At 65.5% G+C, this 23,584-nt stretch carries 26 protein-coding genes; 12 read left to right on the plus strand and 14 right to left on the minus strand.

Translation table 11 applies throughout. The features are described 5' to 3' along the window. Positions 1-2: 2 nt before the first annotated feature. From ACP7AR_RS12075 to ACP7AR_RS12090, 4 genes are all read right to left on the minus strand, one after another. Positions 3-824, minus strand: coding sequence for a nitrilase-related carbon-nitrogen hydrolase (locus ACP7AR_RS12075; protein ID WP_426185985.1), 822 nt, complete (start codon positions 822-824; stop codon positions 3-5). 50 nt (positions 825-874) lie between these two features. Then, positions 875-2,023, minus strand: a complete 1,149-nt coding sequence (locus ACP7AR_RS12080) for a cupin domain-containing protein (protein ID WP_426185987.1) — start codon at positions 2,021-2,023, stop codon at positions 875-877. Positions 2,024-2,045: 22 nt separating this feature from the next. Further along, the gene (locus ACP7AR_RS12085) at positions 2,046-3,026 is read right to left on the minus strand and encodes an ester cyclase (RefSeq protein ID WP_426185989.1); all 981 of its coding nucleotides are present in this window, start codon (positions 3,024-3,026) and stop codon (positions 2,046-2,048) included. 140 nt (positions 3,027-3,166) lie between these two features. Then, positions 3,167-4,165, minus strand: coding sequence for a LacI family DNA-binding transcriptional regulator (locus ACP7AR_RS12090; protein ID WP_426185991.1), 999 nt, complete (start codon positions 4,163-4,165; stop codon positions 3,167-3,169). 103 nt (positions 4,166-4,268) lie between these two features. Between ACP7AR_RS12090 and hisD the strand changes: the two genes are divergently transcribed. From hisD to ACP7AR_RS12105, 3 genes are read left to right on the plus strand one after another with little or no spacing between them, the layout of a single operon-like run. Beyond that, positions 4,269-5,597: a histidinol dehydrogenase gene (gene hisD, locus ACP7AR_RS12095; RefSeq protein WP_426185993.1), complete on the plus strand. Its 1,329-nt coding sequence runs from the start codon at positions 4,269-4,271 to the stop codon at positions 5,595-5,597. Between the two features lie 5 nt (positions 5,598-5,602). Next, a complete protein-coding gene (locus ACP7AR_RS12100) occupies positions 5,603-6,352 on the plus strand; it encodes an SDR family NAD(P)-dependent oxidoreductase (protein ID WP_426185995.1) in 750 nt (249 codons plus the stop codon). Further along, entirely contained in the window at positions 6,352-7,092 is a 741-nt protein-coding gene (locus tag ACP7AR_RS12105) for an HpcH/HpaI aldolase family protein (RefSeq protein WP_426187739.1), read from the plus strand. The genes ACP7AR_RS12100 and ACP7AR_RS12105 overlap by 1 nt, the downstream gene beginning before the upstream one ends. A 30-nt stretch (positions 7,093-7,122) precedes the next feature. On the opposite strand, the gene ACP7AR_RS12110 is transcribed toward ACP7AR_RS12105, so the two are convergent. The 4 genes from ACP7AR_RS12110 to ACP7AR_RS12125 form a co-directional block, all read right to left on the minus strand. Beyond that, complete coding sequence (locus tag ACP7AR_RS12110) at positions 7,123-7,809, minus strand: alpha/beta fold hydrolase (protein WP_426185997.1); 687 nt, start codon at positions 7,807-7,809, stop codon at positions 7,123-7,125. Position 7,810: 1 nt separating this feature from the next. Beyond that, positions 7,811-8,704, minus strand: coding sequence for a carbohydrate ABC transporter permease (locus ACP7AR_RS12115; RefSeq protein WP_426185999.1), 894 nt, complete (start codon positions 8,702-8,704; stop codon positions 7,811-7,813). After that, complete coding sequence (locus ACP7AR_RS12120; protein ID WP_426186001.1) at positions 8,701-9,573, minus strand: carbohydrate ABC transporter permease; 873 nt, start codon at positions 9,571-9,573, stop codon at positions 8,701-8,703. The genes ACP7AR_RS12115 and ACP7AR_RS12120 overlap by 4 nt, the downstream gene beginning before the upstream one ends. Positions 9,574-9,645: 72 nt before the next feature. Beyond that, positions 9,646-10,953, minus strand: a complete 1,308-nt coding sequence (locus tag ACP7AR_RS12125) for an ABC transporter substrate-binding protein (protein WP_426186003.1) — start codon at positions 10,951-10,953, stop codon at positions 9,646-9,648. Between the two features lie 275 nt (positions 10,954-11,228). Here ACP7AR_RS12125 and ACP7AR_RS12130 point away from each other — a divergent pair, with 275 nt between their 5' ends. Next, positions 11,229-11,981, plus strand: a complete 753-nt coding sequence (locus ACP7AR_RS12130) for an SDR family NAD(P)-dependent oxidoreductase (protein WP_426186005.1) — start codon at positions 11,229-11,231, stop codon at positions 11,979-11,981. A gap of 148 nt (positions 11,982-12,129) precedes the next feature. Further along, positions 12,130-12,618 (plus strand): single-stranded DNA-binding protein, encoded by a 489-nt coding sequence (locus ACP7AR_RS12135; protein ID WP_426186007.1) that lies wholly within the window; start codon positions 12,130-12,132, stop codon positions 12,616-12,618. A 39-nt stretch (positions 12,619-12,657) separates the two neighbouring features. On the opposite strand, the gene ACP7AR_RS12140 is transcribed toward ACP7AR_RS12135, so the two are convergent. Continuing rightward, a complete protein-coding gene (locus ACP7AR_RS12140) occupies positions 12,658-13,671 on the minus strand; it encodes a LacI family DNA-binding transcriptional regulator (RefSeq protein ID WP_426186009.1) in 1,014 nt (337 codons plus the stop codon). Positions 13,672-13,780: 109 nt separating this feature from the next. Between ACP7AR_RS12140 and ACP7AR_RS12145 the strand changes: the two genes are divergently transcribed. The 4 genes from ACP7AR_RS12145 to ACP7AR_RS12160 are packed head-to-tail and all read left to right on the plus strand — an operon-like array spanning position 13,781 to position 19,168. Continuing rightward, a complete protein-coding gene (locus tag ACP7AR_RS12145) occupies positions 13,781-15,148 on the plus strand; it encodes an ABC transporter substrate-binding protein (RefSeq protein WP_426186011.1) in 1,368 nt (455 codons plus the stop codon). Next, entirely contained in the window at positions 15,148-16,062 is a 915-nt protein-coding gene (locus tag ACP7AR_RS12150) for a carbohydrate ABC transporter permease (protein ID WP_426186013.1), read from the plus strand. Before ACP7AR_RS12145 ends, ACP7AR_RS12150 begins: the two co-directional genes overlap by 1 nt. 2 nt (positions 16,063-16,064) lie before the next feature. Next, positions 16,065-16,976, plus strand: coding sequence for a carbohydrate ABC transporter permease (locus ACP7AR_RS12155; RefSeq protein ID WP_426186015.1), 912 nt, complete (start codon positions 16,065-16,067; stop codon positions 16,974-16,976). Positions 16,977-16,978: 2 nt separating this feature from the next. Next, positions 16,979-19,168, plus strand: a complete 2,190-nt coding sequence (locus ACP7AR_RS12160; protein WP_426186017.1) for a glycoside hydrolase family 2 protein — start codon at positions 16,979-16,981, stop codon at positions 19,166-19,168. 13 nt (positions 19,169-19,181) lie between these two features. Here the strand turns inward: ACP7AR_RS12160 and ACP7AR_RS12165 are convergent, their stop codons facing one another. From ACP7AR_RS12165 to map, 3 genes are all read right to left on the minus strand, one after another. After that, the gene (locus ACP7AR_RS12165) at positions 19,182-19,499 is read right to left on the minus strand and encodes an ArsR/SmtB family transcription factor (RefSeq protein WP_426186019.1); all 318 of its coding nucleotides are present in this window, start codon (positions 19,497-19,499) and stop codon (positions 19,182-19,184) included. Continuing rightward, positions 19,496-19,978 carry an SRPBCC domain-containing protein gene (locus ACP7AR_RS12170; protein ID WP_426186021.1) on the minus strand — a complete coding sequence of 161 codons (483 nt, stop codon included), beginning with the start codon at positions 19,976-19,978 and terminating at the stop codon, positions 19,496-19,498. The genes ACP7AR_RS12165 and ACP7AR_RS12170 overlap by 4 nt, the downstream gene beginning before the upstream one ends. A 91-nt stretch (positions 19,979-20,069) precedes the next feature. After that, on the minus strand, positions 20,070-20,846 hold the full coding sequence (gene map / locus ACP7AR_RS12175) for a type I methionyl aminopeptidase (RefSeq protein ID WP_426186023.1): 777 nt from the start codon (positions 20,844-20,846) through the stop codon (positions 20,070-20,072). Positions 20,847-20,895: 49 nt separating this feature from the next. Between map and ACP7AR_RS12180 the strand changes: the two genes are divergently transcribed. Beyond that, positions 20,896-21,180 carry a helix-turn-helix domain-containing protein gene (locus tag ACP7AR_RS12180; RefSeq protein ID WP_426187741.1) on the plus strand — a complete coding sequence of 95 codons (285 nt, stop codon included), beginning with the start codon at positions 20,896-20,898 and terminating at the stop codon, positions 21,178-21,180. Positions 21,181-21,212: 32 nt separating this feature from the next. Here ACP7AR_RS12180 and ACP7AR_RS12185 read toward each other — a convergent pair whose 3' ends face one another. Then, a complete protein-coding gene (locus ACP7AR_RS12185; protein ID WP_426186025.1) occupies positions 21,213-21,560 on the minus strand; it encodes a nuclear transport factor 2 family protein in 348 nt (115 codons plus the stop codon). Positions 21,561-21,721: 161 nt separating this feature from the next. Here ACP7AR_RS12185 and ACP7AR_RS12190 point away from each other — a divergent pair, with 161 nt between their 5' ends. Together ACP7AR_RS12190 and ACP7AR_RS12195 are read left to right on the plus strand one after the other, a co-directional pair. Continuing rightward, positions 21,722-22,075, plus strand: a complete 354-nt coding sequence (locus tag ACP7AR_RS12190; RefSeq protein WP_426186027.1) for a hypothetical protein — start codon at positions 21,722-21,724, stop codon at positions 22,073-22,075. A gap of 19 nt (positions 22,076-22,094) precedes the next feature. Beyond that, positions 22,095-22,925 carry a helix-turn-helix domain-containing protein gene (locus ACP7AR_RS12195; protein ID WP_426186029.1) on the plus strand — a complete coding sequence of 277 codons (831 nt, stop codon included), beginning with the start codon at positions 22,095-22,097 and terminating at the stop codon, positions 22,923-22,925. Between the two features lie 48 nt (positions 22,926-22,973). On the opposite strand, the gene ACP7AR_RS12200 is transcribed toward ACP7AR_RS12195, so the two are convergent. Next, positions 22,974-23,543, minus strand: coding sequence for a DapH/DapD/GlmU-related protein (locus tag ACP7AR_RS12200; RefSeq protein WP_426186031.1), 570 nt, complete (start codon positions 23,541-23,543; stop codon positions 22,974-22,976). Positions 23,544-23,584 lie beyond the last annotated feature (41 nt).

Below are 23,584 nucleotides of genomic sequence, written 5' to 3' on the forward strand. Positions count from 1 at the left end.
GATCAGTACAGCTCGGGCCGTCGGTCGGCGAAGAGATCGTTGTGCGGCGGGAGCCCCTTGTCGCGCGCGACCTCGAGAGACACCGCCGCGAGGGTGAGACCGGACCGGAACGCCTCGACCACCCACCCCTGCTCGTCGACGATCGCGGTGCCGCCCGTCCATTTCACGTCGCGCTCAGCGCCGTGCCTGTCGGCGATCACAGTCGGCAGTCGCGACGAGCGTGCGGCAGCCATGGCCTGGATGAGCTCGGGCGGATGCTCCCCCTCCGGCCGCGAGACGAGCGGCCAGTTCACCGGGAGTGCGAGGATGTCGGCTCCGCCGAGGGCGAGGTTTCGCGGCACCTCGGGGAACTCATTGTCGTAGCAGACGGCGACGCCGAGCCGACCGAAACCCGCGTCGACCAGGATGCCGGCGGCATCACCCGACGTGAAGATCAGACTCTCCGCCCCCCAGAGGTGTGCCTTGCGATAGTCGGCCAGGCGCGCGGTGGAATTCAGGACCGCCGCGCTGTTGAACAGATCGGCTCCCGCCGCCTCGCAATATCCGACGACCACGACGACGCCGTCGGGGATCCCCGCGTGCACGGCATCCCAGCGCTCGTCGTCCCTGGTCAGCGCGAGCGACTCGGCCTCGGCGCGATCGGCGAAGACGTATCCGCTCGTCGCCAGTTCCGGGAACACGATGAGACCGGCGCCGCAGCCTGCAGCATCCTGGATCCCCCGCACGATCCTTGCCAGGTTCCCGTCGAGGTCGCCGATGCGGATCGTCGGCGAGACCGCCGCAACCGTCAGCATGCCCATGACACCCGCCCTTCCCTCCGTCACGACGAAAGGGTGCGAGACGACGATTGCCGCCTCGCACCCTCACAGTGTTCTCAGTCGTCTTCTGTCGCGGTGACCATCACGCCGAGCGGTGCGAGATATCCGTTCGGATCGATCGTCAGGTCAGCGGCCTCCGCCGCCGCGATGACCTCCGGTGCCCACTCGAGGTAGACGCGGTCGTCACCGCCGTTGATCACGAGGATCTCACCAGGGCCGGCCTCGCCGTCCTCGACGCAGACGTAGGAACGCCAGCTGCCCTCCGGCACCGAGAACGAGTCTCCAGCGCCGAGCGTGACCGTGGTGGACGGGTCCCCGTTGAGGGTGATGTCCCAACGACCCGACTTGATCAGCAGCGCCTGGGTACGCGAGTGGCGGTGCTGCAGAACACCCTGTCCTGCCGTGGCCCTCACCCACGCGATGTTGAACGAGTGCGGCTCGTGGATCGACGGCACCTGACGGCGGTTCTCCGTCATGCCGTATCCGATGACGAGCGCGACGTCGACCGCGCCGCCGTCCACGCCGGTGCACAGCAGCGCGTGCGAGGAGTACTTGCGATCCCCCGGCTGGATGACGCGCGAGCGCAGCTCCTCGACCGAGTACGAGGTCAGCTCATCGATGTAGTGCTGCTTCATCGGGGTGATGAGGGGCACGTCGTCGGGGATGACATCGCCGGCGACGGTGTCGATGAGCTGGTTGTCCGCGGTGAGGTGCAGTCCGTACGACTCCGCCTCACGCAGGACCGACGGACCCCAGATGATCCCACCGGTGTCGTCGCGACCGAGAACCGTGTACAGGATGCCCTCATCCGGGCCCTCGTTGGTGAAGCCGCGGAAGATCCAGGTCGGAATCGAGATGATGTCGCCATCGTGGCTGACGTACTCGCCCTGTTTGCCGTCGACGCCCCAGCGGAGCCGGAACTCGCCGCCGAGGTTGATGAAGACCTCGGCGGTGAAGTGCATGTGCAGGTTGTTCGAGATGCCGTTCGGCATTCCTGCCGCACCGGTATTGAACCCGTGGTTCTCGGTGAGGTTGATGTACTGGCTGGCGTTCTGCGACACCCCGACCCCGATGAAGGAGTAGTTCTCCTTCTGATCCGAGCCAGGGGTACGGCAGTCGATGAATGCCGAGTTGCAGGGCACCCAGTCCGAGCGTCGGATGGTCCGACGCGCGATCTCGGTGTCGTCGACGATGACGTCGCTCATGATTGGTGTTCTCCTTGTTCGATCAGTAGATGTTCGACGGGCCGACAGGCTCGTCGCCGCGCGATCCGGCGATCTGCGCACGCAGCGCGATGTCGTCCCAGATGCGCACTTCCTTGACGATGGCTCCCTGATGCAGCGTGAACTGCGAGATTCCGAGGAGGTCGACCGGCTTTCCCGTCAGCGGCCCGTAGTTCGGCACGCCGTTGTAATCGCCGACGAACTTCCAGGTGACGGCGACGCGGAGACCCGCGTATCGGACGTCGTAGTTGGTCTGGATGTCGCGGATCTCGAACTGTCCACCAGGGAACGATTCGAGCAACCGCAGCAGCGCACGCCGGTACCCCTCGGGTCGGATCACGACGCGGTTGCCGACGGTCTGCAGCACGAGATCGCGGTGGAAGAACCGCTCGACCTTCTGCAGGTCGCGATCGTTCCATACCGTCTGGATCATCTCGAGGACGGTCTCGACCTCTGATCGGTACTCGTCCTTGCGGGGTCCGGAGTCGCCGACGGCGATCGGGTCGACCGGGGCGGGATCGGTCCACGACCCCGTGTATCCCCGGAAGGCCTGCGCCCTGGCCAGCTCTTCGAGGTCGTCACCGTTCTCGAGCGCGCCGGCGAGCGTGTCACGAACGACCCACTCCTCGACCATGCGCCCACGTCGGTACAGGCAGTTGGCGATCGTGCGGCTGTACTGCGAGGTGAGCAGGTGCCCCGAGAGCACGAGGTGCGAGCTCAGGAAGGCATCGTCTCCGCGCGCCTCCCAGATGACGTCCTCTGCCTGGCCGGTGCGATCGGGAGTCGCGGAGATCCGCATGAGCGTTCCCTCGATGACCTCGTCGCGACTGGTCGAGGTGCCGTACGCGCCGTGCACGATCGAATCCGGCTCGTAGTTCTCGCGGATATAGCTGATGGATCGGTCGACCCAGATGAGGTCTGTGACTTCACGGATGAAATCGTCGGGATCCTTGTATGGCTGGTATGCGACCGGGTCGAGAGGCACGCTGTTTCACTCCTTAGACATCATCGCTCGTGATTCTTCGATGATCACGTGTCGATGTAGGCAGTGTATGCGTATGCACAACTAGAAGCAACAGTGGACTTCGAGACACACGGGTGCCAACCGGCGGCGTCAGCCTTGCGTCAGCCCTGCTTCGCTTGTGCGAGCGTCCGGCGGGGCGTGAACGTCGACTCGAAACGCCGATGCTCGACCGGGGCATCCGCATCCTGAATGCGACGGACGATGAGATCAGCCGCTGCCCGCGCCATCCCTTCGATGTCGAATCCGATGGTCGCCAGGTCGATGATCGGCCACTCCGCCTCGGGAAGATCATCGAAGCCGATGATGGAGACGTCGTCGGGCACGCTCATTCCGGCCCGGTGCGCCGCGTTCAGGGCGCCGTAGGCGACGACGTCGTTGCCGCAGAAGAGCAGGGTCGGGGCATCGGACTGGGCCAGCAGCTCCGCCGCCGCTTCTTCACCTGCGGTCGCACTGAAGCGGCAGCGTCGCACATCGCGTTCGGCGAGCGAGATGCCGTGGGCGGTCAACGCCGCGCGCAGCGCGCTCTCGCGACTCTGCGCCGTGCTGGTGTTGCTCGGCCCGAGCACTGCTCCGACATGACGGTGGCCGAGTTCGACGACGCGCGACACGGCCTCCGCGTATCCGGGGACGGGGTCGACGATCGCTGCATCGGCGTCGACGAACGACCCGGTGCGGTTGAAGTACACGAACGGAAGGCCGCGGTCCTTCAAGCGCACAGGGGCGACGGATTCGATCAATGTCGTCGCGAGGATGACGCCGTCGAGCCCGTTGGCGACCAGGCGCTCGGCGATCGTCTCGTTGTCCGCCGACTCGGTGTGCAGCATCAGCTGATAGCCGAGCTTCTCCAGTTCGCGGTGCACCGGAGCGATGATGTGCGAATAGAACTGGTTGTCGACGTCGGTGAGCAGCAGGCCGATTCGACGCGTTCGGCCGGACGAGAGCGCGCGGCCCGCCTCGCTGGGCACGTAGCCGAGTAGTCGTGCGGCGTCGCGCACACGGTTCTTCGTCGCCTGCGACACGCGCGCGTCATCGCGGAGCGCGCGCGACACCGTCGGCTGCGAGACTCCCGCCAGCCGTGCAACATCCCGACTTGTGACCACTGTCGATCGCCTCCCCCTGGATTCATGGGATTCTAGCGGCCTTGACCTCCGTATGCATACGCGGTCATAATCAGAACATACGTATGCAATGAAAGGAACGGACATGCCCCTGCATCTGAAGAGCGCGCCGAGGAAGACATTCGCCGACACGGCGCAGAAGGATGTCGCGGAACGCGTCGGAACCATCATCGACGACATCCGCAGCAACGGCGATGATGCCGTTCGGCGTTATGCGCAGCAGTTCGATGACTGGAGTCCGGAGTCCTACCGTCTCTCCGATGAACAGGTCGAACAGATCATGGCCACCCTCGACCCTCAGGTGATCACCGACATCGAGTTCGTCCAGGCACAGGTGCGGCGCTTCGCCCAGGCTCAGCGCGATTCGCTCGTCGACCTCGAGGTCGAGACGCTTCCCGGCGTCCTGCTCGGGCAGAAGCACGTTCCGGTGCAGGCTGCGGGCGCCTACATCCCCGGCGGCAAGTATCCACTCACAGCATCCGCCCACATGACGATCATCACGGCCAAGGTCGCCGGCGTCCCCCGGGTCATCGCCTGCACCCCGCCGATCCGCGGCGAGATCCCCGCCGCGACGATCGCAGCGATGAAACTCGCCGGTGCAGACGAGATCTACGTCCTCGGCGGCGTTCAGGCAGTGGCCGCGATGGCGATCGGCACCGACACCATCGATCCCGTCAACCTCATCGCCGGCCCGGGCAACGCCTACGTCGCCGAGGCGAAGCGGCAGCTGTTCGGCGAGGTGGGAATCGATCTGTTCGCTGGACCGACGGAGATCCTCATCGTGGCCGACGAGCACGCCGATCCGTTCTTCACTGCCGTCGATCTGCTGTCGCAGGCCGAGCACGGCCCTGAGTCGCCGGCGGTGCTGGTCACGACCTCGACGGCTCTCGGAGAAGAGGTCATGGATTGGATCGAGCGCCTGCTGCCGAACATGCCCACGCGTGACTACGCAGAGCCCGCGTGGCGGGACTGGGGGCAGGTCATCGTCGCCGACGACCTCGAAGAGGCGTACCGCATCGCCGACGATTTCGCGTCTGAGCACGTGCAGATCTTCACCCAGAACCCTCGCGAGGCTCTCACGAAGATGCACGACTACGGCGCGCTGTTCCTCGGCGAGAACACGTGCGTCTCTTACGGCGACAAGGTGATCGGAACCAACCATGTGCTGCCCACGCTCGGCGCCGCTCGGTACACCGGTGGCTTGTGGGTCGGCAAGTACCTGCGAACGGTGACGTACCAGGAGGTCGTGAACGACACCTCGTCCGCCGAGCTGGGTGCGGTCTGCGGGCGCGCTGCGCGGGTCGAGTTCTTCGAGGGGCACGCACGCTCCGGCGATGCGAGGGCCTGGCGCCACGCCGGCACGAGCTTCGACTGGATCGACGAGAGCCACGCAGTGGAGGCGACCGCACGATGACCGACATGACCGGACGAAGCGCCGTCATCACCGGCGGCGGCAGCGGCCTGGGGGCGGCGATCGCCCGGTCGCTGCATTCGCAAGGCGCCGAGGTCATCCTCGTGGGCCGTGACGAGGCGAAGCTCGCCGCCGTCACGGCCGGCCTCGGGTCGCGGGCGCGCTGGCTGACGGCGGACGTCTCGGATGCCGCATCCGTCGACGCTCTGCGCGAGGCACTCGCCGATACCGAGGTGTCGATCCTGGTCAACAACGCCGGCATTCCCGGACCTGTCGCGGCGCTCACCGACATCGAGGTGGGCGACTGGGACGAGGTGTTCGCCGTCAACGTGCGCGGAACCTACCTGCTGTGCAAGGCGTTCCTGCCCGGCATGATCGAACGGGGCGACGGCGACGTCATCAACGTCGCATCCGTCTCGGGCAAACGACCGCTCGCACACCGAACCCCGTACTGCGCGTCGAAGATGGCGGTGATCGGTCTCACGTCCACGCTCGCCTTCGAGGTGGGTCCGTCTGGTGTGCGGGTGAACTCGCTCTCACCAGGGCCTGTCGCAGGTCCTCGCATGGAGCGCAACTTCCGGCTCGAAGCGGCGCGGTCCGGGTCGAGCGTCGACGACGCCGAACAGGCGTTCGTCTCACGTGCCGCGTTGGGACGCATGGTCACCGAGGATGAGGTCGGCGCTGCCGTCGTGGCGATGCTCGGGATGCCCGGGATGTGCGGCGCCGACGTCGATCTCTCCGCGGGGATGGTGGCGTGATGGCGTCTCTGCGGGAGCGCGCGCGACGCGGCGATCGCCTCATCGGGGCGCTGCTGCGGATGCCGTCCGAAGAGCTCGTCGAGATGAACGCCATCGCGGGGATGGACTTCGTCCTCATCGACTGCGAGCACGGTCCAGCCGACCTGATCGCGCTGCGACAGCACATCGCCGTCGCGTCCGTGCACCGGGTCCCCGTGATCGTCAGGGTCGGCGAGAACGATCCAGGACAGATCCTGCGGGTGCTCGATCAGGGCGCCGAAGGCATCCTCGCTCCCCACCTCGACACCGGCGCGCAGGCAGACGCTCTCGTCGCCGCCACGATGTACCCGCCGGTGGGCAGGCGCGGCTTCGCGACCTACAGTCGTGCCGGGCGATTCGGCGAGGTGGACCCCGAAGCCCACCGCGACTGGTATCTGGAGAACACGCTCGTCCTCGGGATGATCGAGTCGCCGCTCGGCGTCACGAACGTCGCCGAGATCGTCGCGAGTGCGCGCCTGGACGGCATCATGATCGGCCCGGCCGACCTCGCCGCCTCCACTGGCGCGGACGACCTGCCGGTTCCGGATGCCATCGCCGCTGTCAACGCGGAACTGCGGCGCGCGGGGTCGATGCGGATGGACATCGTCGGCACCCGCGCAGCGGCAGAGGCCTCTTTCGCGGACGGTGCGACATTCGTCGTCTACAACCTCGCGTCATCCCTGATGGCGCACCTTCGAGGGCTCGCCGCGCCGGTCGATTGAGCAGTCCGGCATCCTGCGACCGGCATCCGGTCACACCCGGTGCTTCTCGCGCCACGAGGTCAGCAGCCGACCGAACTCTCGTGGTTTCTCCATCGGGAGCAGGTGTCCGGCCTCGAACGACACGAGTCGCGCACGGGGGAGCGCTGAGGCGATCTCGGTATGGAAGCGCGGCGGGCAGATCCCGTCGTCGAGTCCCGACACCACCAGCGTCGGAGTCGCCAGAGCGGTCAGCCTGCCGAGCAGGTCGACTCTCGTTCCCTGCATCCGCAGTTGGGCGCGCAGCGCGGCGCGATCCGTCATGCGCCCCATGGTTCGCACGCGATCCGCGATGACAGGATGCTCTCGCATCGCGTCGGGGGACAGCAGCGCGGGAAGGATGCTCTCCTGTAGGGCTTCCGGATCTTCACCGGCGTCGAGTCGTGCGATCCAGTCGTCCCACCCCTCGCGTTGCGCAGGAGTGGGCGCCTTCGCATTCGTCGACACCAGACACATGCCCACGACGCGATCCGGAGCCGCAAGCGCGACGGCCATCGCGACGATGGCTCCGAGCGAGAGTCCGGCGATCACGAACCGGTCGGGCAGCGCGCCGAGCACCGCCCCGACCTGAGCATCCATGCTCTCGTGCTCGAGGGACTGATGGATGGCATCGCCGAGGCCCGTGCCTGCCCAGAGATCGTCGGTGCAGTTCATGCCGGACAGCAGCACGAGCGGATGCACGTCAGCCCTTCACGGCGCCGTCGCTGAGTCCTGCGACGAGATACTTCTGCGCGACGAACGCGATCACGAACACCGGGATGGTGAGAAGCATCGAAGCCGCTCCCGCCTGTTGCAGCATCGGCAGCGTCTGCCCGAGCTGAGTGGCGATGAACACCGGCACGGTCTTGGACGAGGTGTCGGTGAGCACGAGCGCGGTGAGGTACTCCTGGAACGCGAACAAGAAGACGAAGATGCCGGCGGTCAGGATGCCCGGACCCATGAGCGGGATCATGACCTTCCGCAGCATCCCGATCCTCGTGCATCCGTCGATCATCGCGGCCTCATCGAGCTCCTTGGGGATCTCGGCGAAGAAGTTGCGCAGCAGCCAGATGGTGAAGGGCTGATTGATGGCGACCAGTGCTATGGCGAGCGCGAACGTCGTGTCGTAGATGCCCAGCGCCCTGCTGATGTCGTACATCGGCAGCACGACCGCGAAGCGGGGAAGCGCACGGAAGATGAGGGCGAGGATCAGCAGGAGCGCGGACACGTAGCTCGGGAATCTCGAGAGCGCGTACGCGGCGGGGATGCCGATGATCAGCGCCACGACGGTGGACACGACGGCCACCACCAGGGTGTTGACGAGATAGTCCGCGAAGTACGTCGTCTCCCACAGATCGACGAACGCCTGGAATGTGGGCTCATACCCCCAGAGGACCGGCGGGTTGGAGAAGGCGACGTCGGTCGGCTTGGTCACCGACAGGGTCATCCAGATGAACGGGCTCAGGGCCACGAAGCAGAGGATCGCGAGAAGGATGCCGGTGATGATGGGAGGGCGACGCTGCGACCTGGTGCGTCGCTTCGAGGATCCTCCGGTGACGATCGCCCTCGTCGAGAGCTCGGTTGAGGTGAGACTCATCGTTCGGCCTTCGCTTCCTTGAAGATGCCCCGGATGAACGGGATCAGCATGATGAGGATGAGGATGATCGTGAGCACGTTGATCGCACTGCCGAGGCCGAGCTGCTGCGCCCCGTCGGCGAAGGCGACCGAGTAGACGTACATCATGATCGACTCGTTGCCTATCGCCTGCGCCTGCGGCGACAGCGGGATGAGGTTGTCGAACATCCGCAGGACATCCATGATCGTGATCAGCGTGACGAAGCCGAGCACGCCGCGGATCGTCGGGATGATCACGTGCAGATGCGTCTGGAGCGCGTTCGCGCCGTCGATGCGAGCTGCTTCCTTGAGCTCCTGCGGAACGCCTTGGAGCCCGGCGAGGATGATGAGCATCGCGAACGGGAGCATGTGCCAGACCGTGTTCGCCGTGACAAGGATCGCGTTGGGCACCTGGTCGGTGAACCAGAGCACCTGTGTTCCGCCGAAGAACCCGATGATGCGGTTGACGACGCCGCCGAAGTTGTCGTCGAACAGCCACGAGTACGCGACGGCACCGACGAGGTTCGGCAGCACGTACGAGACCAGCATGATGCCGAGCACCAGAGGCCGAGATGTCGTGATCCGGTTGATCCCGGTCGCGACGATGTAGCCGAACACGAGCAGGATCACCGTCGTGACGACGGTCACCGCGACCGTGAACAGCACCGCCTTGCCGAAGCGCACATCGCTGAGCGCTGCGGTGAAGTTGTCGAGCCCGACGAACGTGCCTGGTGTGCCGTAACGGACCTGCTCGAGACTCCACTGCACCGTGCGCACCAGCGGGAGCACGAGGAGTGCACCCATCACCAGCAGACTCGGGAAGAAGAGGATCCAGAACTCACGTGCCTTCATGTGCGTCCCTCCTGGACGGACTGTGGCCTGAACAGCGCGCTCAGGCCACAGTCATCATCTGATGTTCGCGGGTCAGCCGGCGACCTTTTCGCCAGCGGCCTGCATCTGCGCGAGGCCCTCGTCGACGGAGACGTTGCCGCCGAGGACCTGCACGAGGATCGGACGGATCTCGTTCGTCACCGTGGCCTGGATCGGAGAGACGACCGGCGGCATCGCCGTCGCCATCGATTCGTTCGCCGCGGCACCGTACGGCGAGTTCTCCTCGGTGACCATGCCCTCGCGTGCGGGGTATGCCGCGGGAACGGATGCCTCGGAGGCGTCTTCACTGACGGCGGATGCCATCATCACGAAGAGCATGTCGTGGTCGAGCTTCGTGTTGAACGGGATCGACCACCCGTCGATGGAGAGTCGGTTGTAGGAGTACTCGGCGTCGGCGGTGACTTTCGGAGCCGGCGCGAAGCCGATCGAATCGAACAGCTTCGAGTTGGACTCCATCGTCAGGTCAACCATGCGTCCGGAGAACATGACCGACATCGCGGCCGTGCCGTTGAACATCTGCTGCTGCACCTTCGGCTGGTCGAAGGTCGTCACCTGCGGGTCCATGTAGGGCTTGAGCGCCAGCAGCGACTCCAACGCCTGCTTCGCCTCCGGGGTGTCGAGCGTGACCTCTCCGTCAGCGGTGACGAAATCGGAGCCGAGGGAGTTCATCGCTGCCTGGTAACTGGTCGTGACATCGCTGGTCGCAAGCCATGGCAGGGCGATCGGGTAGTCCATCACACCCGCCTCTTTGATGGCCTCTGCCGCGTCGATCATCTCGTCGAACGTCGTCGGCGCCTCGAGCCCGAGGTCTTCGAAGACGTCGGTGCGGTATGCCATGACATACATCTGCGCCTGCATCGGCAGGGCGTACAACTCGCCGTCGTAGGACATGCCCTCGCGCATCGACTCGCTGATCTCGTCGAGGCCGTAGTCGGCGGCGTACTTGTCGTACAGGTCGTTCAGGGGGATCAGCTTCTCCTCCTCGGCGAAGCCGGGGATCACGAACCCGTAGGTCTCGAGGATGTCGTACGTACCCGTCTCGCCCGCGAGGGTCGCCGTGGTCTTGGTGACCTGTCCGCCGAAGTCGATCGGATCGTGCTTCAGCGTCACGTCGTCGGTCGAACAGCTCGAGACCATCGTGTCGGTGAAGGGATCGATCGCCGACGAGTTGTACGCCAGGACATTGACCGTCGTGCTGCCTTCGGGAGCGGTGTAGTCGCACGACACCGTTGTCGCGTTTTCGTTTTCGGTGCGGGTACCAGCACCACAGCTGCTGAGGGCGACGACGCCCACGGCTGCGAGTGCGAGAACCGGCAATGCCCGATGCTTCATGTGTGCCATGCCCTGATGGTATACGTATGCACCCAGATTAGGGAAGCCTATGTTCTAGGAATTATGCATCGTAGACATACGTATACGAGTTTGATGCATCGGTGCGGGATCGTGCTCTCCATTCTCTCGCGTCGTTCGGCTCCGGACGACGCTGCGGCACAGGGCGACGCGGGTGCTGCGATGTCAAGGCCACGGCGAAGAATGGGTGACAGACGTATGGTCGAGGAGAGCGGACCGGCCGAGAAGCTCTCCCGGTGCAGTGCTCGCTCGGAAGGAGCCGACTCATGGCTCAGTACGACGTCGCAGACCGCTCGGCCATCATCACAGGGGCAGGCAGCGGAATCGGAAAGTCCGCCGCGATGCTGCTCGCGCAGAACGGCGCATCCGTGGTCGTGAACGACCTGAACGCGGAGGCGGCCCAGGGCGTGGTCGACGAGATCCGCGCTGCAGGCGGGGTCGCCGAAGCATCCGTCGGTGACGCGACCGACACCGCGTGGATCGCCTCATCGGTCGAACTCGCCAACTCGCTGGCACCCCTGCGGATCGGGGTGAACAACGCCGGCATCGGTGGCGCAGCCGCGCCGACAGCAGAATACGGAGACGACGACTGGGACAAGGTCATCGCGATCAACCTCAACGCGGTCTTCCGGAACATGAAGGCGCAGATCCCGTCGATCCTCGGCAACGGTGGCGGCTCGGTGGTGAACATCGCGTCGATCCTCGGCAGCGTCGGGTTCGCCACCTCCCCGGCGTACGTCGCCGCGAAGCACGGTGTCGTGGGCATGACCAAGACGGCGGCGCTGGAGTATTCCGCGCAGGGCGTGCGGGTGAACTCGGTGGGACCCGGCTTCATCGACACTCCCCTGCTGGCGCAGATGGATGCTGACGCGAGGGAGTTCCTGGTGTCGAAGCATCCGATCGGTCGGCTCGGACAGGCGGACGAGGTCGCCAACCTCATCGTCTTCCTCGCGAGCGACGCCGCGAGCTTCATAACCGGCAGCTACCACCTCGTGGATGGCGGATACACGGCGCCGTGATGCGGCGACCCTCATCCTGACGCGGCGAACCCGATCGTGACGCGGCGATCCGGTTCAATGTCCGCCGCAGGGCATACTCTGATCCCGTCTCACCGATGAGGCAGTCTCGACACTGAGATGAATGGCATACGGAACCGGAGTGAAGAATATGAACGAGACCACCCTCACGATCGTGGGTAACCTGACCGCCGAGCCAGAATTGCGCCAGACGAGTTCTGGCGTGGCTGTGGCGAGTTTCACCGTCGCCAGCACGCCGCGCAACTTCGATCGGCAGGCGAACGAGTGGAAAGACGGCGACGCGCTGTTCATGCGCTGTTCTGCGTGGCGCGACCTCGCGACGAACATCACCGCGTCTCTGACGAAGGGCAGCCGCGTGATCGTCACCGGCCGCCTGCAGCAGCGCAGCTACCAGGACCGCGAGGGCAACAACCGTGTGAGTCTCGAACTGCAGGTCGATGAGGTCGGGCCCTCACTCAAGTACGCGACCGCGCAGGTCGTTCGCGGCGACCGCTCGGGTGGCGGCGGCGGCGGCGCTGCGCCGGTCGCAGCCACCGGCGGTGCGGCTGCGCCCGCGACCGCTGATTCGTGGTCCACGCCGAACGCGGATTGGTCGACGGCCGACGAGACACCGTTCTGAGCTGAAGAGCGTCGACGCATTCACGCGACGCGAGAGGACTCACTCCGCGGCTGTGCTCTCGCGCACGACAAGTCTGTGAGGCGCGACGATCTCGGTCGCCGGCAGTGTGGGGTCTTCGATCCGATCGATGATCCGGCGCACTGACTCGCGCGCGATGAACTGCGTGTCAAGCGAGATCGTGCTGAGGGATGGGCGGGAGTAGCGCCCCTCGTCGACGTCGTCGATTCCGATCACTGCGACGTCCTCCGGCACGCGCAGCCCTGCATCGAAGACTGCGCGCATGGCACCGAAGGCGAGCAGATCCGAGAAGCAGAAGATGGCGTCGGGGCGAGGATCGAGCGCGAGCAGCGCCCGGCCAGCCGAATACCCGTCGGCGCGGCTGTAGTGCGCGGCCGTGACCACGTACTCCGGGCGAAGATCCAGCCCAGCGTCAGCCAGCGCGGCCTCATATCCGGCCGAGCGCTGCAGGGGAGTCGCATATTCTTCGAGCGGCTGCGAGCCGATCGAAGCGATGCGCGTTCGGCCGGTCTCGATCAGATGGCTGACCGCATCCCGCGCCGCCGCCACATTGTCGATGGCCACGTGGTCGTAGCGTCCGTCGAAATCGTGCTCGCCCAGCAGGATCAACGGCATCCGCGTCGCGCCGTGCATGTCGAGGAGCTCGGACTTCGTGACCAACGGACTGAACAGCAGGCCGTCGAACAGCATCGTGCGGTCTTCGCCGGTCAGCAGCTGCCGCTCCCGCTCATGATCATGGCCGGTCTGATCGATCATCACGCGATAGCCGACCTCGGCCGCAGCATCGATGACGTCACGTGCGAGCTCGCTGAAGTACGGCACATCGATCTCGGGCACGACCAGCGCCAGCATTCCCGTGCGACCGGTGCGCAATGTTCGCGCCACCGGGTTCGGCCGATAGTCAAGTTCGTCGATCGCCGCGAGCACCTTCGTTCGCATCCGCTCGCTCACGTGCGTGTACCCACTCACCACGTTCGAGACGGTGCGCATCGACACCTGTGCACGCTCTGCGACGTCGCGAAGTGTTGCCGGCATGACAGCATCCTATCGTTTGCAACGTGTGCAAACGTGCGTTACAGTTTGCATACGTTGGCAAACAACGTCCACCGCACCCGACCCCGCACCTCGACACAAAGGAGTGTTCATGAACAGCAACCCGAAAAAGCGGGCCCTCCGCCTGGCCGCAGTCGGCGCCACCGCCGTCACGGCGCTGGCGCTGACGGCCTGCGGACCGGACATCACGGCGGCACCCGGCGACGACGCGGCGTCCGATCGGCTGCAGGCACCCACCGCAGAACAGCCCGAAGGTGAAATCACGATCTGGGACCGCTCCGGCGATCTCTTCGAGGTCTTCGACGACGTCATCGACGACTTCAACGAGAAGTACCCCGGCATCAAGGTCAACCACGAGGCCGTCGACATCAACGCGAAGCTGCAGAACACGCTCATCACCGGCACCGACGTCCCTGATGGCGTCTTCCTCGACGACGCCATGATCGGCGGCTTCGCCGATCACCTCTGGGACCTCAGCGACGTGCTCGAGCCGTATGCAGACGACATCGCGCCGCAGAAGATCGACGCGACGACGGTGGGCGGTGGCATCTACGGCGTTCCTTACGACCTCAACCCCGGACTCCTCTACTACAACGCCACCGCGCTCGAGGCGGCCGGAGTGGATGCCACGACGATCGAGACCTATGACGACTTGCTCGCCGCCGCTCGCGCGTACCAGGAGACGAAGCCAGAGGCTCACCCGATCCACCTCGAGCAGAGCGCGTTCCTCGGCCAGCTCCAACTCGAGATGTACGCGAGCCAGCTCGGCACCTCCATCGCGGATGCCGATGGCGAGCTGCGGCTCGACAGCCCCGAGTACGAACAGATCCTGACGTTCCTCGACACCGTCCAGTCGGAGGGTCTCGGCACACGCGCCGAGTACCTCACCCCGACCGACATCGCCGAACTCGAGAACGGCAACCAGGTTTTCTACCCCTGGGCGATCTGGTTCGACTTCGCCCCACAGCAACTGCTCCCCGAGACGAGCGGTGACTGGCGCGCCATGGAGCTGCCTGCCTGGGAAGACGGCGGAGCCCGCAGCGGTGCGATGGGCGGTTCATCGTTCGTTCTGCCCAAGGAGGGCGAGAACTCCGATCTCGCGTGGCTGTTCTACGAGTTCCTCATGTACGACGAGGCCGGCTACAGCGCCGTGTGGGGTGTGAACGACATCTACCCGACCGGCCTTAACACGTCGATCCCCGCCTACCTGCCGGCTGCAGATCCCGCCAAGCCCCTCTTCGACCCGATCGAGGCTCTGGGAGGACAGGACCTCTGGAAGGTCGCGACGACCGCCGGTGCGCAGATTCCGAGCGGCACCTCCATCCCGTCGTGGTGGAGCGGCGCAGTCGACTATCTCGGCAACGACATCCAGAAGATGCTCGACGGCGACATGACTCCCGCCGAGGTCATCAGCGACTCGACCGACAGCATCCAGACGAACCTCATCGATAGGCAGTGATGACGACCACAGCCCTCCCCTCCGCGGCATCCCAGCGCGCACGCAACCGAACGGCGCGATTGAAGCGTCGCTCGGCGCCGTACCTCTTCGTGCTGCCGTTCATCGTGATCTTCCTCGCGTTCAGCGTCTACCCGCTGATCTTCACTGCGCGATTGAGCTTCACGAACTGGCGCGGCTCAGGTGCCGCGGAGTGGGTGGGCTGGGGCAACTACACGTACCTGCTCACGAGCGAGGCCTTCTGGAGCTCGCTCGGCAACTCCGGGGTGCTGTGGCTGCTGATCGTCCCTATCCAGATCGTGCTCGGTGTGATCGTCGCGGTGCTGCTGAACTCCGCCAAACTCAAGCTGCGCGGGCTCTACCGTGTCGCGTTCATCGTGCCGTTCGTCACGCCACTCGTCGCCGTCGCCCAGATCTGGGTCGTGCTGTTCGATCAGCAGTACGGTGCCATCAACGCGATGCTGGGCGTCTTCGGCATCCCGGATATCGGATGGCTGACGACGAGCGAGTGGGCGAAGCCGACGCTCGCCCTGCTGTTCCTCTGGAAGACGACAGGGTTCATCGTCATCATCCTGCTCTCAGGGCTGCAGTCCATCGACAACTCGATGTACGAGGCTGCCGAGCTCGACGGGGCATCCAAGCTGCGGCAGCTCTGGAGCATCACGGTACCGCTGCTGCGCCGCACCATCATGTTCGCCGTCGTGCTGCAGACGCTCGCCGTGTTCCAGATGTTCGCCGAACCGTTCGTCGTCACGCAGGGCGGTCCGTACAACTCCACGACGACGGCCGGCTACTACCTCTACAACCACATCACCCGTGGAGACCTCGGCACTGGGGCCGCGAACTCCTTCCTGCTCGTCATCCTCGTGATGGTGCTCTCGCTGTTCTTCGTCCGACTGCTGAGAGCGAAGGACTGATCATGACCGACACCCTCATTCGTCCCGTGACAGATGCCGAGGCATCCGCGCCCGTCTCTCGAAACGCGCGCAGACCGAGCCTGCGTCTCGGCACGCATCTGTTCCTGACGATCCTGCTCGTCGCGTTCCTCGCACCGGTGGCGTGGGCGATCGTGTCGTCCTTCAAACAGCCGAACGACATCATCCGTGATCCGCTGGGCTTCGACCCCGCCACGTTCACGCTCGACAACTTCGCGGCGATGTTCCAGGACGTGCCCATCGCGAACGGCTTCCTCAACACCGCGATCGTGCTGGTGGTGAAGGGCGGCATCACACTGTTCTTCGCGCCGCTCGCGGCATTCGCGTTCGCGAAGTACGACTTCATCGGCAAGAACCTGATCTTCGGCACGGTGCTCATCACCCTGATGCTGCCGACGATCGTGCTGATCATTCCGCTGCTGCTCGAGATGAAGGCCCTCGGCTGGGTGAACACGTATCAGGCGCTCATCCTGCCGGGAGCCGTGGACGCGTTCGCCATCTTCTGGATGCGTCAGGTCATCAGCGCGGTGCCGGACGAACTGCTCGACGCCGCGCGCGTCGACGGATGCAGCGAGTTCGGGATCTTCTGGCGTGTGGTCGTGCCCGTCATCCGTCCCGGTCTCGCAGGTCTCGCGGTGCTGACGATCATGAACATCTACAACGACTTCGTCTGGCCCGTGATCGTCGCGAGCTCCGAGCGGATGGCGACGCTGCAGGTCGTGCTCTCGACGCTCGCGCAGAACATCACCGGCAACCGGATCGGCGCCGACTACGCGACGGTCACCGGCGAACTCCTCGCCGCGAGCTCCATCGCCCTCATCCCCCTGCTGGTGCTCTTCATCGTGCTCCAGCGTCACTTCATCAACGGCATCCTCGCCGGCAGCGTGAAAGGCTGAACGTGTCTCTTTCCACTACCGAATCCACCACCGGATCCACCACCGACTCCCCCGGCGCGGCGACGCGCTCTGAGGCGCTTCCCCGCCCCGAGTACCCACGCCCCGACCGTGACCGCTCCGAGCACTGGCTGAACCTCAACGGACGCTGGGACTTCGAAGCCGACGGCATCCGGTCGCTCATCACGGTGCCGTTCGCCTGGGAGAGCGCGGCTTCCGGCGTGCGTCGCACCTGGCTCGAACGCGGCGTCTACCGCCGGCAGGTCGTCGTGCCTGCGGAATGGGCCGGCCGCCGCGTCGTGCTGAACTTCGGCGCGGTGCACCACCGCGCGGTCGTCCGGATCGACGGCAGCCTCGTCGGCGAGCACGTCGGCGGTTACGAGTCGTTCGAGTTCGACGTCACGGATTTCGTCATGCCCGGGGTCGCCTCTGAGCTGAAGGTCGAGGTCGACGCTCCGGCAGACAAACGGCAGATCGCGCACGGCAAGCAGCGCTCCATTCCGCGCGACGACTACGACGGAGTGTCTTTCACACCGACCTCCGGCATCTGGCAATCGGTGTGGCTGGAGGCACGCGGACGCACCTACGCACGCGCCGTGTCGCTGCGTGGCGACAGCCTGACGGGGATCGACGTGGCTGTTTCGCTGGAGGGCGACGCCGCCGCCTGCACCGTCGTGCGCGCGCAGGTGTCGGGCACTGAGGTCGAGATGACGACGGATGCCGACGGGCACGCATCCGCTCGAATCGAGATCGCAGAACCGCGGCTGTGGTCGCCGACCGACCCGCATCTGTATCGCGTCGAGATCGTGGTCGGCGATGAGGATGCGGCGGATCGTGTGATCGCCACCACGGGACTGCGGCGCATCGAGACGCGTGGTGAGGAGCTCGTTCTCAATGGATCCCGCCTGTACGTGCGTGGCGTGCTCGACCAGGGATATTGGCCCGATACCGGCCTCACCGCCCCCGACGCCGAAGCGTTGCGGCGCGACATCGCGCTCGCTCGTGAGCTCGGTTACAACCTGGTGCGCAAGCACCTCAAGTTCGAGGACCCGATCTGGCTGCATGAGGCGGATCGCACCGGAATGCTGGTGTGGGCGGAACCCGCCTGCCCGAGTCGCTTCTCGAAAGCTGCGGCCGAGGCCTTCGAAGCCCAGCTTCCGGCGATGGTGGAACGCGATGGCAACCACCCGAGCATCGTCATCTGGGGTCTGTACAACGAGGAGTGGGGCCTGGACTGGGACATCCCGGGGAGTGCGTCAAGGACGCAAGCGGCCGAGCGTGCGTACGATCTGCTGCGCGCCCTGGACGATTCTCGACCGATCGTCGAGAACTCCGGTTGGGCGCACGTGCGCAGCGACCTGATCGACTGGCACTACTACGAGCCGGACATCGCGACGTGGAAGCAGGTCGTCGCCGATCTCGCTGACGGCACGCGCGAAGAGTTCCCCGTGCGGCTCGGCCCGGACTTCACCGTCGACAAGTCTTTCTACGGGTCATCTTCCTTCCCGCGGACAGGTGTGCCGATCCTGAACAGCGAGTACGGCGAGGGCTTCACGAGTCTCGAGCGCGCGTGGCATCTGCGGTGGGAGACGCAGGAGCTGCGGCGGCACGACCGCTATTCCGGGTACGTCTATACGGAGTTCTCCGACGTCGAGCACGAGTGCGCCGGCCTGCTGACCGAGGATCGCCGCACCAAGGACTGGGGCGGATGTAACCCCGCCGACGTCAACGCAGATACGGTGCTCGTGCTCGACCTCGTGCCAAAACGCGCTGGCGCAGACCTCGCGCTTCCGGTGACTGCGTTCGACCTCGACGTGCATGTCTCGCATCATGGGGACTCAGCGCTGTCGCTTTCAGTTCACGGCGCCTGGGTCTCGACCGGTTCGCCGACGGACATGCTGCCTTCCACCGACACTGCTCCTTCTACCGGAACGGCTCCTTCTACTGGCAGCGCTCCTTCCGCCGATGTCATCTCGACGTCGCGTATCGATGTCGCGCCTTTCGTGCTTTCGGATTCGGTGCAGCTTGCGGTGCCCGCGCACGATGGCACCGGCCGCTTCTTGATCTGGGCGACGGACGTCGATGGCAAGGTCGTCGCGCGAGCTTACCTGGATGCGGCCGAGGTCGAGCCCCCGAACCGACGCGGTGCGCGATCCGGCGAGTTCGTCGATGTGGAGCAACCCGGGCAGCGGTAGCCGGGCCACCGACTCACAACTCCTCGGCGATCTCCTTGATCGCAGCGAGGCGACGATCCCAACCGCGACCTATCGCGTCGAGACGCTGAGCAGTGGCGCTGAGCTCGGCGCCGATCACGCGGAACCGCAGTTCTCGCCCCGCCCGTACCGGCTCGACGAGACCGACCTCCTGCAGTACGGCGAGGTGCTTCGCGATCGCCTGGCGACTGACGGGGAGGCGCCCGGCGAGGGCGGATGCCGAAGCATCCCCCTCTCCGAGCGCCTGCAGGATGCTCCACCGCGTCTCGTCCGCGAGCGCCGCGAACATGGGAGCCAGGGTGTCTGCGCTCACTCGTCAGCCTCGCCCTTTTCGACCAGAGCGACGAGCTTGTCGAGCTCCTCGTCCCACCCTGTGCGGTGGCTCTCGAGGTTCACGCGCGGATCGGACGTGTTCTCGAATCCGCTCTCGACCACGTCGAGCCGCGTGCCACCATCGATCTCAGCGAGGGTGAACGTGAAGACGGTCGAGCCCTTCTCCTGGACGCCTTCGGGGAGCTCCCCGAGCGCATCGTCGTTGTTCCAGCGGTACGTGACTCGGCGTGGCTCTTCCCATTCCTCCACCCGCAGCGGGATGGATCCGTAATCCGGGAAGGTCATCGTTCCGGTCGCGCCGACGCCGACGCCGTCGAGTACGGTGCGGCCGAACCAGCGTGAGATGTACTCGGGCTGGGTGACGGCCTTCCACACTTTCTCGACGGGTGCAGCGATCTGGATGGTGCGTCGCACCGTGAACGCGCCTTCATCGACGACGGATGCCTGGTTTTCGGTCATGCTCACCATGATGGTTCCTCTCGAGATCTTTCGCTGGCCGGTCGACCAACTGCAATCCCATGGTTGCACTACCTCGACAGTACTGCAACCCCTAAGTTGCAGTTGAGAGAGTGAGAATCTCCGCACCATCATCGGTGATCGCGATCGTGTGCTCACTGTGTGCCGTGCGGCATCCGGTGGCGCTTCGAAGGGTCCACCCGTCGGCGTCCGTCACGAGCTCCGCAGTGTCAGCCATCACCCACGGCTCCAGAGCGAGCAGCAGCCCCGGTCGAAGCTTGTATCCACGCCCCGGTCGCCCGTCATTCGCGACATGCGGATCCTGATGCATGGTCGATCCGATGCCGTGGCCGCCGAACTCCATGTTGATCGGATATCCGGCATCACTGAGCACGGACCCGATGGCATGAGAGAGATCACCGATGCGAGCCCCTGGCCTCGCCGCGGCGATGCCTGCGGCGAGCGAGCGCTCGGTCGCGTCGATCATCGCCACATCTCGCGGAGTCCGCGCTTCGCCGACGATGAAGCTGATGGCGGCATCCGCCGAGATCCCGCGGAGGGTGACGGCGAGGTCGAGCGTCAGCAGGTCCCCGTCGGCCAATCGGTAGTCGTGAGGCATTCCGTGCAGCACGGCGTCGTTGACCGCCGTGCAGATGTAGTGTCCGAAGGGACCGCGTCCGAACGACGGCGCATAGTCGACGTAACAGGACTGCGCACCGGCATCCGTGATCATCTCCTTCGCCCAGCGGTCGATGTCGAGTAGATTCACGCCGACCGCGCTACGAAGCTTGAGCGCCTGCAGGATGTCGGCGACGAGCGCGCCGGCGTCTCGTGCGCGGGCGAGTTCGGCGGAGTTCAGGATCTCGATCATCCAATAACTATACCGGTCTTGTTATACCGGTATTAGAATCGGAACCATGATGGTCAGGATGCCGCTCTCTGCTGCGGAGATCGAACGAGGAGAGCGCCTCGGCGCCATGCTGCGTACGGCAAGAGGTGCACGGACCATGCTCGACGTCGCACTCGACGCCGGAGTGTCACCCGAAACGCTGCGCAAGATCGAGTCCGGTCGCGTCGCCACGCCCGCGTTCCCGACGATCGCCGCGATCGCCGACGTGCTGGGGCTCTCACTCGACACCGTGTGGGCCGAGATTACTGGGCCCGAGCCGACGCGTCGCGCCGCACGCCAGCCACTCGCGTCCTAGCGCCGCGCACAGCACGGCGCGGCGCGCACGGCCTAGATCAGGTCGGCCCGAACATGGGCGAACCTGTCCCCGGCGAAGGTGACGTCGAAGGTGCCGCCTGTCTGCCCTCCGGGGAAGTCTCCGGTGAAGTCAACCTCGACATGCAGGATATCGTCGCGCGGCTCCGTGCTCGCGAGTCGCGTCTGCGTGTTGTAGCCGATGAAGTACGAATCGAAGTATCGCCCGACACCCTCGTGCCCCTCGAAGGCTTCACCGACGGAGGGGTCATCGAGCACGGCATTCTCAGCGAAGAACGCCACGAACCGCGCCGCATCGTGACTGTTCGCGGCAGCGATCCAGTCGGCGACGATCGCGTCGTGATCGATTGTTGTTTCTGACATGCGGTTCTCCTCTGAGGTCGTCGAGATGATCGATTGATCACGTCTGACTCCGACTTTGACCGCGACCCGCGAGCCGCACCAGGGAGCAGTGCACCCTGGTTGCGAGGAGGCCGGCGGGGGATGCTGTTGATAGTCCCCCCACAACCCTGATGGAGCCCGATATGCCTGCCGATTCCCCTTCACTCTCGACCGCCCGTGCTAAGGCTCTCGAGGTCCGTGCGCTCTACGAGATCCTGGAGGAGCGTTTAAACGGCAAGACCTGGTCGCTGCACGAGCTGATGATCGGCTTCAGCAACGACGTCGGCTACATCGGCCGATTGCTGCTCGCCGACGAGGGCACCTGGGGCATCGACGGCGACCCGCGGGCCGAGCTGAAGCACAAGCTCGCCGAGTCGATGTGGTGGACGTTCGTGCTCGCCGACAGGCTCGGCATCGACATGGACGAGGCCTACGGCGACACGATGTCGAGCATCCGCACGAACCTCGAAGCCACCGTCGCCCGCACCACGAGCTGACGCGACTAGCGTGGGCAGCATGGCAATTCCCGCGGGCGCGCTCGGAGAGTTCCTGCGCGCGCAGCGGGCTCGCATCACACCGGCGGATGTCGGCCTGCCCGATGTCGGCGGCAGGCGGGTGAACGGCCTGCGGCGCGAAGAGGTGGCAGTGCTCGCCGGTGTCAGCGTCGACTACTACGCCCGACTCGAGCAGGGCAGAGAGCGCACGCCGTCCGCGCCGGTCGTCGAGGCTCTGTCCACCGCGCTGCGCCTGAGTCCGGACGCCAGGAGTCATGTGTTCCGTCTCGCCCGGCTCGCACCAGGAGCACAGCACGACCCTGGTCCTGTGAGCGACGAGCTCATGCAGTTGATGGATGCTTTCCCGCAGGCGGCGGCGTACGTCATCGATCCCGGATTCCGCATCATCGCCGCGAACACGACCGCACGGGCCCTGCTGGGAGAGACGCAGCTCACCCATGGGGCCATGGACTTCGTCTTCCTCGACCCGTCCGCCCGGCCGTACTTCGAGAACTGGGATCTGGTCGCCCGCGCCGCAGTCAGCGCGTTGCGGCTCGCAGCAGGCTTCAGCTCACCGCATCCCGCCGTCAGGCCGCTCATCGCGAGGCTGCGCGCAGAATCTCCCGAGTTCGGCGGCTATTGGGAGGACCACACGGTCGCCGGACTGAGCATGACCGAGAAGACGGTCAATCACCCTGACGTCGGTCGGCTCACGCTCACCTATCAGACCCTCGATGTGCGGGATGCCCCGGGTCAGCAGCTCACGGTCGCCACGGCCACGCCGGGCAGTCCGAGCGCAGACGCGCTGGCGCTGCTCGGAACGCTCGAGGCGACGCGGAGTTCGCACGGCTGACGACCAACACCTCTCCGGACAGCGGATCAGGCGCCTCCACCCCGGGCGTCAGCTGGGAACGCTCCGCACCACCCGTGCGGGTGAGCCCACGACGACAGACCCCGCCGGCACATCCTTGGTGACGACGGAAGCGGCCGCGACGACGGCGTCATCGCCGATCGTGACTCCCGCGAGGATGGTGGCGTTGGAGCCGATCCAGACGTTGCGGCCGATCGTGACCGGGGCGGGATGCATGTCTGCGCGGCGGCTCGGTGCGAGATCGTGGTTGAGGGTCGCGATCACGACGTTGTGACCGATGAGGCAGTCATCGCCGATGACGATACCGCCCTGGTCTTGGAACTTGCATCCGGCGTTGATGAAGATGCGCTTGCCGAGAGTGATGTTGCGCCCGAAGTCGGAGGAGAAGGGCGGGAACAGGGTCACGGTGTCGTCGACGGGCGTGCCGATCAGGCGGGTCAGCAGCGCACGCACCTCTGTCGGCTCGTGGTACCCGCCGTTGAGTTCCCCTGTGATGCGCATCGCATCCTGACTCGTACGATGCATGATCTCGTGCAGAGGCGAGTCTCCCGTGATGGTGCGACCGGAATTCAGTTCGGCCAGAAGATCTTCAAGTTCCATATCGTGCCTCCTGCGTTGCGTCTGTGATGATCAGTCTGGAT

The sequence above is a fragment of the Microbacterium sp. TWP3-1-2b2 genome, assembly GCF_049896145.1.
In the GTDB taxonomy this organism is placed as follows: domain Bacteria; phylum Actinomycetota; class Actinomycetes; order Actinomycetales; family Microbacteriaceae; genus Microbacterium.